This is a genomic window from Sphingobacterium sp. UBA2610, assembly GCF_002339225.1.
Lineage (GTDB): Bacteria > Bacteroidota > Bacteroidia > Sphingobacteriales > Sphingobacteriaceae > Sphingobacterium > Sphingobacterium multivorum.
The window spans coordinates 223,083-238,262 of the sequence record NZ_DDKA01000019.1; the positions used below are offsets into that span (position 1 = coordinate 223,083).

Below are 15,180 nucleotides of genomic sequence, written 5' to 3' on the forward strand. Positions count from 1 at the left end.
TAAATAGGTGATTTTAATAGGTTATGCTCAATGGGTATCCTGATAAGCTTCGATTGCCTGTCTTACATTACCAAATTGCTCAAGCAAAGCCGCAGCTTCTTCTTCAAGCGCCCCGGTCTGATCCATAATGATACGTACACCACGACCGACCAGCTTATGGTTTGACAATTGCATATCGACCATCTTGTTCCCCTTTACCCGACCCAATTGGATCATCACTGCGGTACTGAACATATTTAACACAAGTTTTTGTGCTGTACCCGATTTCATGCGCGTAGACCCGGTAACGAATTCTGGCCCAACAATAACTTCAACCGGATACTGCGCTATTTCCGCAATCGGAGACCCTCCGTTACAGACAATACAGCCCGTCACAAGCCCTTTCTCGTTTGCCGTTTTCAATCCGCCAATAACATAAGGTGTGGTTCCAGAAGCCGCAATACCGATAACAACATCGTTCTCATCAATATCATACGCTTCCATATCTTTCCATGCTTGCTCCAGATCATCTTCTGCAAATTCAACTGCTTTTCTAATTGCAGTATCACCACCAGCAATCAAGCCAATGATCCATTCAAATGGAACGCCGTAAGTCGGAGGTAATTCAGACGCATCCAGCACGCCCAAACGGCCACTTGTACCAGCGCCGATATAAAAAGTTCGACCACCAGCCTTCATTTTCTCCACAGTGACTTTGACCAATGCTTCAATCTGAGGGATAGCCTGCTCTACAGCAAGTGGCACAGATTTATCCTCATTATTGATATTTGTCAATAACTCATGCACAGACATCTTGTCCAAATCCTGATAATTCGAATCTTTCTCCGTTGTATTTACCATTATTAGTATATATTGTATTTCTTTATTTCAATAAATCGGGCACATCCACAAGTTGATACCCTTTCCCTTTTAATATGCTAATGATATCATCCAAATGATGATACAGTTTATCTTTCCGCCGATCATCGGTTCCCATGTGAATCAATATCAAAAATCCATTGAGCCCATATCGAGCTTCGTAAGACCAGAGATTGTCGAGAATCGCTGTCGACGATAAATAACGAGCCCCCATTTCAGGATAGGTATAATCTGCCGCAGTCCGTATTCCTGGTGTATAATTAACCGAATTTAGACCAACTGCTTTTGCCAAATCGACTGTTTCACTATTATACCATTCATAAGAAGGAATATAATAGGACAGCAGCTCCCTTTTGACGCCCACTCGTTCCAGTGCTTTCAGATTTGCCTTTAGATCAGCGACAAAAGAGTCACGCTTCACCAAAAGCACATCCCTGCTCCCCCAGTCACTCACCAGAAGGTGTTTATCCGAATGCCCCGAAATCCAATGGCCATCGCTTAACATCTGACGGACATATGGTTCAAAACCTGGAGTTCTGAGATAATCGCCTGTCAGGAAAAAAGAGCCTTTAACGCCATTATGTTTTAGACTTGCTAATACCTCAGCAGTACCCTCAGATAAATCATGACCGGTAAACACCAGAGCCACCTGCCGTTTTGTCGAGTCGCCCCGGACAATAGCTCCATAGATATCCCTTGTTACTTTTTTCCGGTCGGCTCCTCCATGGCCTTACCCTCCTTTGAAGCCAACAGATAAATCAACGAAGCGGTACCATCCATTGTCGGCTCATTCGTACTATAATCTCCGTAGTCGTCATGATAGACCGCCAGATCACTTTGAAACTCCGCATAGCTATCCGGATTATTCAACTTGATTCCGATCAGATTGCGGTACGTGGATGCCATAATGGGCCCATCAACCAATCCGCCATCGATCGGATGCTTTCCAAGAAAGGTAAACGCCGAATGCGGATCGACAGGTGTATCGCCCCCAGCCGGAAGACCATATACCATACTCGTGCCCCAAGGGTTCGCCCCGAATAACCAGTCAAAATTAGCTTGGGCTAGCTCATCAAAATGTGCATCTCCCGTCAATTCTTTATACCAGAGACATTGGATCGCAAAGGATACCGTTAAGTTGTTGCTACACCAAATAAAGGGAACTCCGCGAAAAAAAGCGTTTTTCTCAGCTCTCCGATTGACTTGCTCAATCCCCTGTTTATAATACGAAACAATCTCCTCGCGATCTTGTCCTTTTAATCCTTTTGCCAACTCATAATGCCCAAGATTGATAAAAGGATACCACTGATAATGTGCAGCAGTATCGCTAACCATCCAAGGTGTAATCTTTTCTTGCCGGGCGTAGCGTAAGGCTTCTCGTGCAAACTTTTCTTTTTTTGTCATCGAAAAACCCATTGCAGCGGCCAACTGCATATCGTCTACCCAATTATCTTCGGCATAAATATAGGGCGATTTCACAGAAACTGTCTGTGTAACGCCTGGTTTTATATTGGCATAAGCATAGGCTGTTTCCGATTTCTTCGAAAGCAGCGTTGCATATTTCCGATCCTCTTTGTCAAACAACATCGCCCCCAGGCGAAAAGCACTACTAAATTTACCCGCAGTAGAGCTTGTCCCCGTTGTATTGTTCATAAACTTGCCACGCTGCTGTGGCTCTCCATCGATAAAATACACCGGTCTCTCAAATCCACGACCATAGTAAGGATCTTCCTTTGGCATCCGCATGCTGGCATGATCCCGGTCATCACCAATCTGATTGTACATTTGGTTGGCCTTGGGATGCATTTTCAACAGCCAATCCAGCCCCCATTTTGCCTCATCGAGCACATCGGCCCGGCCATTTTTCCCATCAAGACCATTCGCCTGTTTTAGATCACCAAATACCTTTGGAAAATCGCGGTAAGCCGCTAACAGATGAAATGTCGCATTTGCCGAAGTTGTCGCATATTGCAAATAATCAGAAGCATCATGCCAACCGCCACCCGCATCGATACGGGAGCTATCGGGAATGCCAACCTTTCCTGCATACAGCGCAAAGCCATCGTGCGTATGGCAGCTGTCTTTCAGAAAAGGGTTAAACAATGTCCGTTGTTGCCGCATATAACGCAACACAAAATCTGCCGCCCCTTTGTAGACGTCCCGAGCAATTCGGAATGTTGGAGACTTTACATCTCCAGCTTGAACAAAAAAACGCCCCGTATCCTGCACGGAAGAGAAATCAAAACGAAAACTCTGAACAAAAGGACCATAAGCCCCATAATCTTTTCCAACAGGATGCACATAGACCGTTTTACCCGTTTGTGCGTTTTTAATTTCAAAAGAACGAAGCTGCCTGATTGATTTCCCGCCCCATACCGCGACCTTCTTGCCCGCTGGAGTATAGCCCAATTGGTTTATTCTAATCCAAGCATTTTGCTGTGCTTCCGCAAAGTTACAAACAAAACATGCAAAAACAAGCAAAAAAGCTTGACGTAAATTTAAGAAGTTTAGACATTTTTTTATCATATCAAGGCATTTATTTTCAAAAAGATCAATTCAATCGATTGTTTAAAACTGTAATGAAACTATTTTACCATCCATCGTACTCGCTATCACTGTGTTTCTTCCATCTAACACGACAGGATTAACCATTCCATTGGATATTTTATATTGCCATACGACAGCGCCTGTTTTTGCGTCAACTCCAGACAGCAAACCCGAATGACTCGGCACAAATACCAATTTACCATTGGTTGTAATTGCCGAAGGTGTCAATTCGTAGGGCAATTTAAGCATGGACTTCCAGGCAACATCCATACGATCACCAGCAACCGAAATACCTAAAAGGTCCCCATCCATCGTCTTCACATAAACTAGTTTATGATCCGCTGCCAGCCCCATAGACTCGCGCACCCGAATGGTATCTTTCTTTTCCCGCCAGATGACCGCACCGTTCTTCGCATCCAGTGCTGTCATAAAACGATCCGGTGCAACCACAAAGACACGATTATTTGCCCCCACCGGATTACATGCCGCAGCCGAAAACATCCGATTAGCCTGTCCATTATTCCATTCCCACGAAAGCTTACCCGTTTTGGCATCCAACGCGTAGAATCCATTGCTCCAGGAGCCAAAAATTACATTCCCCAAATAATACGTTGGCAGGGTTGATACAAATCCTTTGACCTGGTCAAAGCTCCATTTTACAGTTCCCGTCTTGATGTCCAGCGCTCTAAACTTACCATCTGAACCACCGATAAAAGCTACGCCATCATGCAGCAGGGGTGAACCCAAAACCGCCTTTTCAGTCTGTACCTTCCACAGCAACTTACCATTACGGGCATCCACAGCATAAATTGTATGATCCGATGACCCCGCCACGACAATTCCTTTCCACACAGCTGGCGTAGAATAAACTTTACCTCCGGTACGGTATGCCCATAGCTTTTTACCCGTTTTTAAGTCAAGCGCAAAGATATCGCCTGCGGTATTTGATGTAATCACGCTATTTTTGTAAACAGCTAGTCCCGCCCCAATATCGCTGGCGTCTTCAAACGTCCAATTGACTTTAACCTGGTCCGCATATTTTGCATTCACAGCATAACTTGGTCTCGGGTAGCTTATCGTTTCATTTTCATAATGATGGTCGAACATTGGAACAACAACCCAAGATTTCTCCTGCATCCCTATACCGGGATTACGCTCCTGATAACTGGCTTTGCCATCGGCGATGGTCACAATATTATAACCCCCAACCGCTTTATTCGCACGCAGATTAGACCGCCCCATCACCCCCGGAATTCCTTCCCAATCGTATAATTTATTGGCATGACCATGCCCACAAAGCGCCAACTGAACATTCCGCGTTTTAACTCTTTTCAGTGCGTCAAACCAGTTATTTAACGATGAATCCTGTGGATAATGATTAATATAGATCAATGGTAGCTGTTTATCCGGATTCGCTGCAAAAATGGAATCCATCCAAACCAGGTTTTCCCGAGGAATCTGACCAGGACTCATGCGCATATTGGGCCCTGAATTGGTTCCAATGAATGCGTAGCCTTTATGCTTAAAGAAAAAGGTTTCGCCACCAAAAACGGTGCGAAACGTGTTGGCTCCATTTTCTGACCAATTGCCATCGTGATTTCCCGGAATCACATACCAAGGCAGCTGCAAACTATCTAAGATTCGCTTCGCAAGCTTTAACTCATGATCAGCACCAAACTCGGTGATATCTCCGGAGACTATAACAAAATCAATATCTTTCAATGTATTCAGATCCTTTACAGTACGTCGCAAATCCTCCTCACCTGTTGCACCACCGACATGCGTGTCTGTTACGTGGGCAAATTTGAAGGACTGCTGTGCTATCGCAACGTTAAAAACGCAGGATAATGCAATAAAAAAGGTGATAATTGGAAACCTCATGCGTAATGTTTTCTTAAAAATAGCGTTTTTATGCATAAAAGAGAAATGATATTGCATTTTTATGCATCTTCATGTAAATCAAAATTCGTTATGTATTAAAAAGCCTTTCTGAAATTCAGAAAGGCCTTTTAATACAATGCTATCTATTGCCAGCCTGGCGTCTGTGTTAAGATATAGCCCAAATTTGCATATTGTTGAATCTGATTCAGTCCAACAGGAGCCAAGTACGACCGATCGGTAAAACTTACCCTGTTTGCAAATTTCGGAACAACGTAATATCCCACCATAGCATCGGCGTTTTTACCATTGTACGTGATTGTATTTCCTGCTGCGTCACGGACTTTCAAAACACCTTCGTAAGCTTTTGTCAAACGATTTGGAAGGTCCTTTTTGATATTTACCCAGGGACCCAATGAATAATCGACATTGCGTGAAAAGTTCATATAATCCAATTTTTTCCAGCGACGGATATCATTCAATCGCGCATACTCATATACAAATTCCATTCTTCGTTCACGTCTGATTTCCCACATCAACGGCGATACATCCGCATCGCGGCTTGGATCGTTCGGCAGGGAATTTAATGTCAAAGGTGCCGTTTTCTTTACCCCTTTAGCTATGGCATCTGCGTCTAGCGGCCTATTCCGTACCGCATTGATTGATTTATCCAAATCACCTTGGGTAACAGCTGCTCCACCAAAAAACTCCGCAAGAATCTGCCTTGCCTCAATCCAATTCAACACAACCTCACCAAGACGCACAATCGGAGCATCATTTGTATTTGTATTACTACTCCATTTTGCTGGATAAGTTTTTCCAATATACGTCAAGGCTTCTCTAGCAGCAAATTTATGACCGTAAGCAAATGTTGATGAAGCTGTATTAACGGTATCCATCAACGAAGCTTCAAACCGTGGGTCTCTCGTTCTCGCCAAAGATTTCATCGAAAAGTCCGAAGCATTTGTGAGCGCTGAGTTTTGCCAAACCTTTCCATCGTTACAGATAAAAGATTTCAACAAATCCAAGTTAACGCCCTTCTGCCCTTCAGTACCATTACTGTAAGAACCTACGGCGTGCGTTACTTTCAAGGCATCATTATAAGTTCTGAAGAAAATTACCTCTGGATTGCTTGAAAGATCTTCAGATGCGAACAGGCTTTTAAAATCACTTCCAAAAGACCACTTTCCACTATTCATGACAACTTCGGACGCTTTAACCGCAAGCGCGAGATACTTTTTCGCACGATCTTGATCTAAGCCATGGTATTTTTCCCAGGAACCTTCAAACAACATGAGGTTAGAAATAAGTGCCGCTGCTGCATATTTATTTACATAACCTTTTCCGTCATCAGCACGCATATTATCAAGCACATACTCAAAATCTGTATAGACTTTATCCATAACCTCCCCGCGCTTGGTACGTTCCTTATACATTGTAGCCTGATCCATCGGATCAACTTCAACATCAAAATAAGGCACATCACCAAACACAGAAACTAACCTACTATATTCGTAGCCTCTAAAAAAACGAGCTACTGCAGTCCAGTGCTTATACTCAGCCTCTGACAATTTTGACTTGGCCTTTGTTTCAATCCTGGTCAACATCACATTAGCCTTTCTAACCCAGTAAAAATTCCAGGTCGGCCCTGAGTAGGTCGTCAACATATCAGGTGTCACCGTACTCGCACCTCTACTCGTCGGAACAACTGACTCAAAGCCACCTTGCGTTCCTTCAGACGTAAAGTCATCTGCATAGTTATATCCCACTAAGGGAGCATAGGCCGTACCATAAAAAGTATTATAGCCAACAAAATAATTTAAATAAAAATCATTTGCATACAAACGAACATCAGCTTCATTTCTCCAAAAGTTTTCATCGATTACTTTAGTTTGATCAGGCCTATCCAGCACATCCTTACTACAGCCTACCCCCAATAACATGGCGGAAAGCATGATAGATCCAATTTTTATTCTATTTAATTTCATCTGTCAAATTCGTTTAAAAGTTTAACTGAACACCAAATGAGGCACTCTTAAATGTTGGTGTTCCAACACCTGTACGTCCACCGTTGTAATTCGTTTCATTAAAAATCGAGAAGCCTCCCACCTCTTCCGGATCAATCGGTAAGCCACGAAGCTTATCCCAAGTGAAGAAATTCTCCAACGAAACATAAACACGTAAGTTATTTATCTTAGCTCGTTGCACGATATGCTGAGGAATTGTATACCCCACAGTTAGGTTCTTAATTCTCAAATACGACATATCCAACAGATAGCGGGACTGAACTTGCATATTATTGACATTCGCACTACCGCCGTTGTTGAATGCAGCCGGATAGAATGCTCCTTGATTATCTTTCGTCCAGTAATCGTTTACAAAGCTTGCAGGCATTGCTCCATCTGAAGTGTTAAATCCTGGAATCGCCAAGAATCCTGCTCCCCAAACTTTACGTTGCCCCACACCTTGGAAAAATGCTGAAACATCGAAGCCTTTCCAATCGGCACCAAATCTAAAGCCATACTGATAACGAGGCGTCGAATTACCAATGATCTTCATATCGCCAGGATTATCGATCGTACCGTCACCGTTATCGATCTCGCCGTCACCATTCAAATCTTTGAATTTAACATCCCCAGGACCAAAATAGAAATTAGTTGAATTTTGGAATCGTGGCTGATAGACAGGCTTTTCACCATTCGGCCCCTCTTTCAAGAGATAGACATTATCTGTACTTCCATAGTATTTGGTCATATCTGCATTTGGTTTTACCAACTGCGGATTGTTATTTCCATCCAATACAAAATCATTGTATTGGTACAGACGGTCTGTCTCATACCCCCAAATATCACCATATACCCGACCATTATAATTCACACCGGTAGTGCGTAATGACGTATAGCCACTAAAAACAGATTTAGAGTCATCCAAATTAGCCCTAAAATTAATACCCAATCCATTCTCAAATCGGTGATTAAAATCGATGGCCAATTCAAAGCCTTTGGTCGTCAAGGTACCGAAGTTACCCCAAGGCGCCGCAGAACCCAAGGTCAGTGTTGTTCCTTCCAAAGGAGCAAACATATTTTTGGTCTTCTTCTGATACCAGTCAAACGTCAAACCTAATTTATTCTTGAAGAATCTGGCATCCGCACCGAAATCCAGGGTCTCCAGATCTTCCCACGTAACGTTTGGCCAATTCAGTTTTGGCGTGCCCACAGAATTCAACAATGCGCCATTGACGATGTAATTAATCTGACCCGCATCCATGTTTGAAACATAAAGATCAGAAGGTACCGTTTGATTTCCGATAACACCCCATGAACCTCTAAACTTCAACTGATTTAATGTAGCCCTTGACCAGTCCATGAATTTTTCTTCTGAAACTACCCAGCCTGCTGAAAAGGATGGAAACCATCGCCATTTCAAATCTGTTGGAAACTTGGAGGAACCATCATAACGGATATTACCTTCAAATAGATACTTATTCTTATACGCATAGTTCACACGGCCAAAATACCCTAATTGTGATTCCCAATACTCACCACCGCTACCCGTAATTTGGCCCACAGCCAAATCAAACTGAGGATTTGTGATATCCAATAAATCAGCACGCTGTGTCCAATGGAAAGAACCATCGTTTGTTACTCTATTTAAACCAAGGATAAATTTAAAGTTATGATCATCATTCAAGTCGAGCTCATACGTTGTAAATGCATTGACAGTATGCTTATGTTCATTTTGTGAACGCATATAGATATGATCTTGCGCAGAACCATTCGCTGTATACATATCATTGGAAAGATCATAAGCTAAAGTTGCATCAGCATCTCCCTTATTGACAACAGCTCCTTCTTTATTGACATAAACTGGATTTCCTTGTGCATCAAACCGTTGTTTGGCTGCTACCCAAGAATTGGCTGCTGTATATCTCGTCCCGTTTTTACGCCAGCTATAATCCTCATTGGTAAATGTATAGTCTACATCTACTTTCCAATTCTTCATTATATTAACTGTAGCACCAGCGCTTAAATTAACATAATTGCGAAGCATGGAAGCTTGGTTTGCCGCCTCATTTTCACTCCATGGACTCCTTATTGGGTTGTTATTTTCGTCATAGCCCATTGGATAAAGGGAACTCCAGCGATACATGTACAACCATGGATCGGCCGTTGTTGAGTTTGTCGCATAAGGATAGATCTTGTTCCGTTGTGCAAACATCACTCCACCCCTAATAGTCACATATTTATTCAGTTCGGTATTTAGTCTTAATGCAGCATTATACCGTTTAAACTTATCCGAATCGCCGGCCTTTAACATACCGCTTTGGTTCAACGAACCAAATGAAGCTGTATATTGTGTCTTCTTAATTGTACCATTTAAAGACAAGTTATGTGTTTGTGTGGGAGCCCACTCGCGCACCATATAATCATATGGATCATACGTTCTAACACCGTACTTTTTCGTCGGCGACCCCGGATCTACATACCAGTCTCTGCCATATACCGTTGGATCATCTTTCCCGATTGAAGATCCATATTTTTTATCCCACTCCACTGCGCGTTCATAACTTTCTCTATTTACTTTATAGAAAGCACCAGTTTCGGTTCCGCCAACTCTTTCTAATGCGTCAATGGTATATTTCAAGGCATTAACACGTCCCATTTCCAACTTTTTATATGGATTTTGGAATGAGAAGTTATTAGAATAATTTACGGTAACCTTTTCCGCACTTCCACCTGTTTTCGTCTTAATCAATACGACACCAAAAGCAGCTTTCGCACCATAGATGGACGAAGAGGCAGCATCTTTTAATACGGTGATCGACTCAACATCATCCGGATTTACATATTGGATACTCGGGATTTCCACATTATCCACCAAGATCAATGGACTACTATTCCCTTGAATGGAAGATATTGCACCACGAATACGCATGGTAGGATCAGATCCAACCTCACCACTCGGTACAGTAACACTAAATCCTGGTGTCGTTCCTTGAATTGCCCGGCCGACATCGGCGATCGGACGACTCTGTAGATTCTCCTTCACATTGATCGATGAAACCGCACCAGTAAGGTTACCTTTTTTCTGCGTACCGTAACCGACAACGACCACTTCGTCCAACGCTTGATTATCGTCCGCTAATGTTACATCAAGCGTAGCTGAAGTAATGGCAACCTCCTTCGTCACGTATCCTACAGACGAAAAACGCAACTTGCTCCCCACGGCAGCTGTAATTTTAAAATGCCCCTGAGCATCAGTCTTAGTTGACGCAGTACCGCCAATCACAGACACGCTTACCCCAGAGACTGGACCTTTTCCATCCTTTACAGTACCTTGCACCGTATTTTGAAACGCATTTTTTGCAGAAGAACTCAGAAAGGCGCTTGTTAAATTGTCGCGATTCAAAGCACCTTCTTTTTTTGCAAAAGAATAGGATTCAGAAGGAAAACTCAATCCAAGAGCAACAGAAAATAGTACAAATTTTCGCATTGATTATAGAGTTTTAAAATAAATGATTCTAGTTAATATTGTTAGTTATTGCTATTCGAAATCAGTATAAAGCAGGTACTTTTTACGCATTTGCTTATAGGCTTTCAGGTCATCGGACCAAGAAGCACGAATCTGAGCTTCAGATTGTCCGGCAAGGATTTGCTTACGTAATTGATTTGTCCCCGCAAGCTTATCAAAAAATTCAGGCCGCGCGAAGAAAGTGGATTTATCAGGTGTCTTTTGATAAAAGTCCAACAGATATTTTAAGGTAAATTTTTGATGATCAGCATCCAGACCGCGCAAATCAACACCATAATTGACTGTTCCTTTGCCCTCCACATGTTTGGACATACCGTGACGTTCGCCCGGTGTAAAAGTAAAGGAGCCATAGACCGGATTTGTATAACCTAATACCTGGAACGGCCAATCCGTACCCCGACCTACCGAAATATCCGTACCTTCAAAAAGACATAATGAAAGGTACAACCGAACAGAAAGATAATTTGGCAGACTTGGCGATGGGATGACCGGCAGCTCATACCTACTGTTATGATTCCAATTTTTGACCTGTACAATCGTTACATCGGCCTGGCGGCCATTCTCAAGCCACCGCTCTCCATTGATCATCTGCGCCAGCTCGCCGATTGTTAAACCATGGATCATGGCTATTTTATGCCAGGAAACATCTGATTTAAACTTATCATCATGCCTTACAGGTCCATCCACCTGGTCGCCATTTGGATTTGGACGATCCAGTACAATTAATTTTTTATTATGCTTTGCACATAATTCCATTACACGGTGCAAAGAAGTGATGTATGTATAAAAGCGTGCCCCAACGTCCTGCAGGTCGAAGATCATCACATCAATGGAATTGACGATAGAATCTTGTTTCTTATTACCTCCATACAATGTAAACAGCGGCAAACCAGTCTTTTGATCAACATCATTCCCAAACTTCTCACCACGTTCAACGTTCCCGCGGAAACCATGTTCAGGCGCAAAGGCAAACTTCAAATCAACCTTATTATCGATCAAGACATCGACAAGATGTTTTTTATCAGCCCCTACAATGGAAGTTTGATTTCCCATTATTCCCACTTTCTTACCTTTTAGTTGTGGTAAATACAGCGTAAGTTGATCTGCACCCGGAATAACAACTTGGCTCGTTACCCGGCCGGTCATGCTGTTTACTGCGGTTTTGCTCGCTTGCGTAGACTTCAACGAATTCCCACAGGAAACCCAAGCAACAACAGAAATTAAAAAGGATAACTTTAATAAGGCATTTTTCATCATAAATAGACTCTTAGATCATGCACAAATTGCAGTTTTATGCACGAATAATTGAAAATCAGAATAAAAGTAAGTAGAACTTTTCGTTTTTAAAACTTAAAGCAACATAAAAACGCAAAAGAAAGTAAGTATTCACTTACAAATTACTTCTGTAACAGGAATTAAACCGCAATATACTAGTTGAGACTGAAAGCAAAAATACATTACAATAAAATGAAATACAGTCGATTACAATAATTCAGACGATTAAAAAGAAAAATAAGTAAGTGTGCAGAGCACACGCTCATGTAACAAATCAAATACAATTAACATTTTATTAACAATGCAGCAAAATACAGCAAACCAGCAAAATATATTGCAAAACGATCACCAATTGCACACTTATTACTTATTCCTGTAGGAAAACGCAATTTACCTGCAGAACGAAATTCTTCGATTAGGCATGATTTAAGGCAGGGGGTTCAATTTCAGATCGACAAGATGCTTTCTTAGCTCATGCATAAATTTATCTCCCGGATCATCTTTACCCGTGATGTAATTGGGATTAGTTTCTTTCCACCAGCTTGTTTTCTTAAATCGTTGGTACTCATGGTGACCTAAAACAAATTCGATGGGATATTTTTTACTGAGGTAACGGATAAGCTCTTCGTTCGCTTTCAATTGTGCATCAGTCAGTGGGTTCTGGCGACTACCTATATTTTCTATCCCTATTGCACAATAATTGAGACCTATGGTATGCCGTGCAAAAATAGAATCTGGTAAAAACTGATAAATCGTACCGTCACGATCGATGACAAATTGCGAAGATACATTCAAGGCACTGGCCTTGGTCAGTTCCGGACGCCCCGGAAGCCGCGTAGGATTGAATGTATTAAAGGTCGCTTTCACGCTGTTATTCGCGGTCCAATGCACTACCACCATTTTGGGATGGATAACCGGAGTCGACTGCGATAGACCGTGCCGATTTTTAAGATAATCCAGCGAAAGCTGAATACGGTCTTTATCCCAGATAATGGGTTTTTGAATAATCTTGGGCGATTGTGCATATAAAACCACTATTCCAATAGAATACAAGAGCAATAAAAGAAACTTTTTCATATTCGAAGGTATGAACTTTATAAAAACCAACCAAATGCCGCTCACCGAAAATCATGACATAAAAAAGCCTGACTCTATCTAGCGGAGCCAGGCAATTCATTCTTAGATTTTATACAGTCTACTCTTTCGTATCCCACCAAACAGGATAGGAAAGAATCGTTCTGCTTGCAGCTTCTGGATTGGAGGCCATCCAATTATTTGCATTGTAATTTCTTTCGTGACTACATTGCTGAATTCTTCTTGGCCAGTAACGCACATTATTAGGGTCGCTAGACGGATAACACTCTTGTGCTGCGGCATCAAATTCAAATGGACGTCCAAAATCTGGATAAACTACTCCAAATTGAGGATCTGGAGCAGAGTAATTAAATCTCCGCATATCATTCCAATTTTGAACAGTATAAGACATCGCTATTTGTTTCTGCTGCATAATTTTCGCCATTGTCAGCTCTCCTGCACTTTGAGCAACCGCTTTACTGCTTAAAAATGCAGCTATTTCAGTTTCAGAAATGACCTCCTTACCCCTTACCTGAGGATAAGTTTTCAGCTTAACATTCATCGCTTCCATATGCGCTCTAATCCCGTCTCTATAAGCCTGAAGAGCGCCTGCGCGATCCCCTTTTCTAAACAAAACTTCCGCTTTAATAAAACACATTTCATGATAGCACACTAGATGAGCCGGCGCATCGGCTCGAATATAGAAACTTCCTGTCGAATTGATATTGGGTACACCGCTATTGAAATTAGGATTTTTTTCGGACATACCATTATATCTGCTTGCGATATAATAATCATTTGTATTATCGGTAAAGTCTTTTATCCAGTCCAAACGGTCTGAATATACAGACACAAAAACAGAATCTCCTTGCCTAACCGTTGATGTATTTGTCGTAAACCAACGGTTTGTATAACTTGGATCAGCTTTCAGATCAGCAGTCGTAGCACGAACATAGCCAGAAGGGTGCGTTGTCGTCCCTTTTTTTGTTGCCATAATCTCATAAGCTACAGGACCTCCTTTTGTTCGAATATCTGTACCTATTATATCAACTCCTTTCGAAATCCGCCACACCTTCTTACCCTGTGCATCATAAAATTCACCGCTTGGAATCATTCGGATTGCTCTCGGATCTTGGACAGCAGATCCACCTGTAAATGTATTAAACAATAAATCTGTATACCATTTGGTCATCCTATTACCCGTGGCTCCCAAATTGGAGAACTGCATCGAACACACAACTCCAGCCTTATCAGTTTCACTCGTATTTATGGCTTCCATCACTGTATTATCAGCATTTGACTGCTGGGCTTTTTCCAAAGCTTTCAAAACCTCGTCAGGATTATAGAAAGATTTTTTAGACAAATTGTTTAACCATCTAGCCTTTAAACCATAAGCTAATTTCAACCATTTCTTTGTATCTCCCCCATTCCAGATATCGCCATTTGATAATGGCGTTGCTGTAACCGCTTGTGTTTTCGACAAGTTTTCTATTGCTTTATCTAGCATATCCAGACAGCCGTAAAAAATTGTCTTTCCATCGTCGTATTTTGGAGAAACATTAGGTGTCAACGCTTCTGTATATGGCATCTCCCCATACATATCCTCCATCAGCATAAACCCCCAGGCGTGGATTAATTGCGCTGCGCCAACGTAGTTCCATGCCTGCTCCGCAGTCGCTTTTTCTATCAGCGGTTCCAAATTGGATGCTGTATACACAAACCAAGCCTGATACGGCCAAGTTGTCGAAGCCAATGGGACATCCCAACGAATAATACCATCATTCGACGCCGTTCCAGAAGTTTTAGTAACATTTTGCGTTATCCACGACGCTCTTGTCCCAGATGATTCATAAGCATCTACAAATTGCATCTGGATAGAACGTAAGCGTAAATCAGGTGTAGGAACCTTCTCATTTGCCTGGGTTGGATTTTCATTTACGTCCAACCATTTTTTACATGAAGTTAAATTCAATATTGCCAATGCACTAAGTGCGAATACTACTCTTTTCATACTAC

At 42.1% G+C, this 15,180-nt stretch carries 9 protein-coding genes; all 9 read right to left on the reverse strand.

Going from position 1 to position 15,180, the window contains the following annotated elements:
* Positions 1-27: 27 nt before the first annotated feature.
* On the reverse strand, positions 28-840 hold the full coding sequence (gene murQ / locus B4Z47_RS13665; protein ID WP_046672659.1) for an N-acetylmuramic acid 6-phosphate etherase: 813 nt from the start codon (positions 838-840) through the stop codon (positions 28-30).
* A gap of 22 nt (positions 841-862) precedes the next feature.
* Entirely contained in the window at positions 863-1,507 is a 645-nt protein-coding gene (locus tag B4Z47_RS13670) for a polysaccharide deacetylase family protein (protein ID WP_236590819.1), read from the reverse strand.
* 50 nt (positions 1,508-1,557) lie between these two features.
* Entirely contained in the window at positions 1,558-3,384 is a 1,827-nt protein-coding gene (locus tag B4Z47_RS13675; protein ID WP_286727412.1) for a glycoside hydrolase family 9 protein, read from the reverse strand.
* 42 nt (positions 3,385-3,426) lie between these two features.
* Positions 3,427-5,286, reverse strand: coding sequence for a PQQ-binding-like beta-propeller repeat protein (locus B4Z47_RS13680; RefSeq protein ID WP_286727413.1), 1,860 nt, complete (start codon positions 5,284-5,286; stop codon positions 3,427-3,429).
* Positions 5,287-5,429: 143 nt separating this feature from the next.
* Positions 5,430-7,271: a RagB/SusD family nutrient uptake outer membrane protein gene (locus B4Z47_RS13685; RefSeq protein WP_070561302.1), complete on the reverse strand. Its 1,842-nt coding sequence runs from the start codon at positions 7,269-7,271 to the stop codon at positions 5,430-5,432.
* 13 nt (positions 7,272-7,284) lie between these two features.
* The gene (locus B4Z47_RS13690) at positions 7,285-10,776 is read right to left on the reverse strand and encodes a SusC/RagA family TonB-linked outer membrane protein (RefSeq protein ID WP_286727414.1); all 3,492 of its coding nucleotides are present in this window, start codon (positions 10,774-10,776) and stop codon (positions 7,285-7,287) included.
* Between the two features lie 51 nt (positions 10,777-10,827).
* Positions 10,828-12,072, reverse strand: coding sequence for an exo-beta-N-acetylmuramidase NamZ family protein (locus B4Z47_RS13695; RefSeq protein WP_236590821.1), 1,245 nt, complete (start codon positions 12,070-12,072; stop codon positions 10,828-10,830).
* Between the two features lie 444 nt (positions 12,073-12,516).
* On the reverse strand, positions 12,517-13,167 hold the full coding sequence (locus B4Z47_RS13700; RefSeq protein WP_115046431.1) for an N-acetylmuramoyl-L-alanine amidase: 651 nt from the start codon (positions 13,165-13,167) through the stop codon (positions 12,517-12,519).
* Between the two features lie 118 nt (positions 13,168-13,285).
* Complete coding sequence (locus tag B4Z47_RS13705; RefSeq protein WP_070561308.1) at positions 13,286-15,175, reverse strand: SusD/RagB family nutrient-binding outer membrane lipoprotein; 1,890 nt, start codon at positions 15,173-15,175, stop codon at positions 13,286-13,288.
* Between the last annotated feature and the right edge of the window lie 5 nt (positions 15,176-15,180).

Bases quoted from the DNA above. Each gene is read 5' to 3' on its own strand.
- murQ (WP_046672659.1), bottom strand. From the start codon at position 840: ATGGTAAATACAACGGAGAAAGATTCGAATTATCAGGATTTGGACAAG.
- B4Z47_RS13675 (WP_286727412.1), bottom strand. From the start codon at position 3,384: ATGATAAAAAAATGTCTAAACTTCTTAAATTTACGTCAAGCTTTTTTG.
- B4Z47_RS13680 (WP_286727413.1), bottom strand. From the start codon at position 5,286: ATGAGGTTTCCAATTATCACCTTTTTTATTGCATTATCCTGCGTTTTT.
- B4Z47_RS13685 (WP_070561302.1), bottom strand. From the start codon at position 7,271: ATGAAATTAAATAGAATAAAAATTGGATCTATCATGCTTTCCGCCATG.
- B4Z47_RS13690 (WP_286727414.1), bottom strand. From the start codon at position 10,776: ATGCGAAAATTTGTACTATTTTCTGTTGCTCTTGGATTGAGTTTTCCT.
- B4Z47_RS13695 (WP_236590821.1), bottom strand. From the start codon at position 12,072: ATGATGAAAAATGCCTTATTAAAGTTATCCTTTTTAATTTCTGTTGTT.
- B4Z47_RS13700 (WP_115046431.1), bottom strand. From the start codon at position 13,167: ATGAAAAAGTTTCTTTTATTGCTCTTGTATTCTATTGGAATAGTGGTT.
- B4Z47_RS13705 (WP_070561308.1), bottom strand. From the start codon at position 15,175: ATGAAAAGAGTAGTATTCGCACTTAGTGCATTGGCAATATTGAATTTA.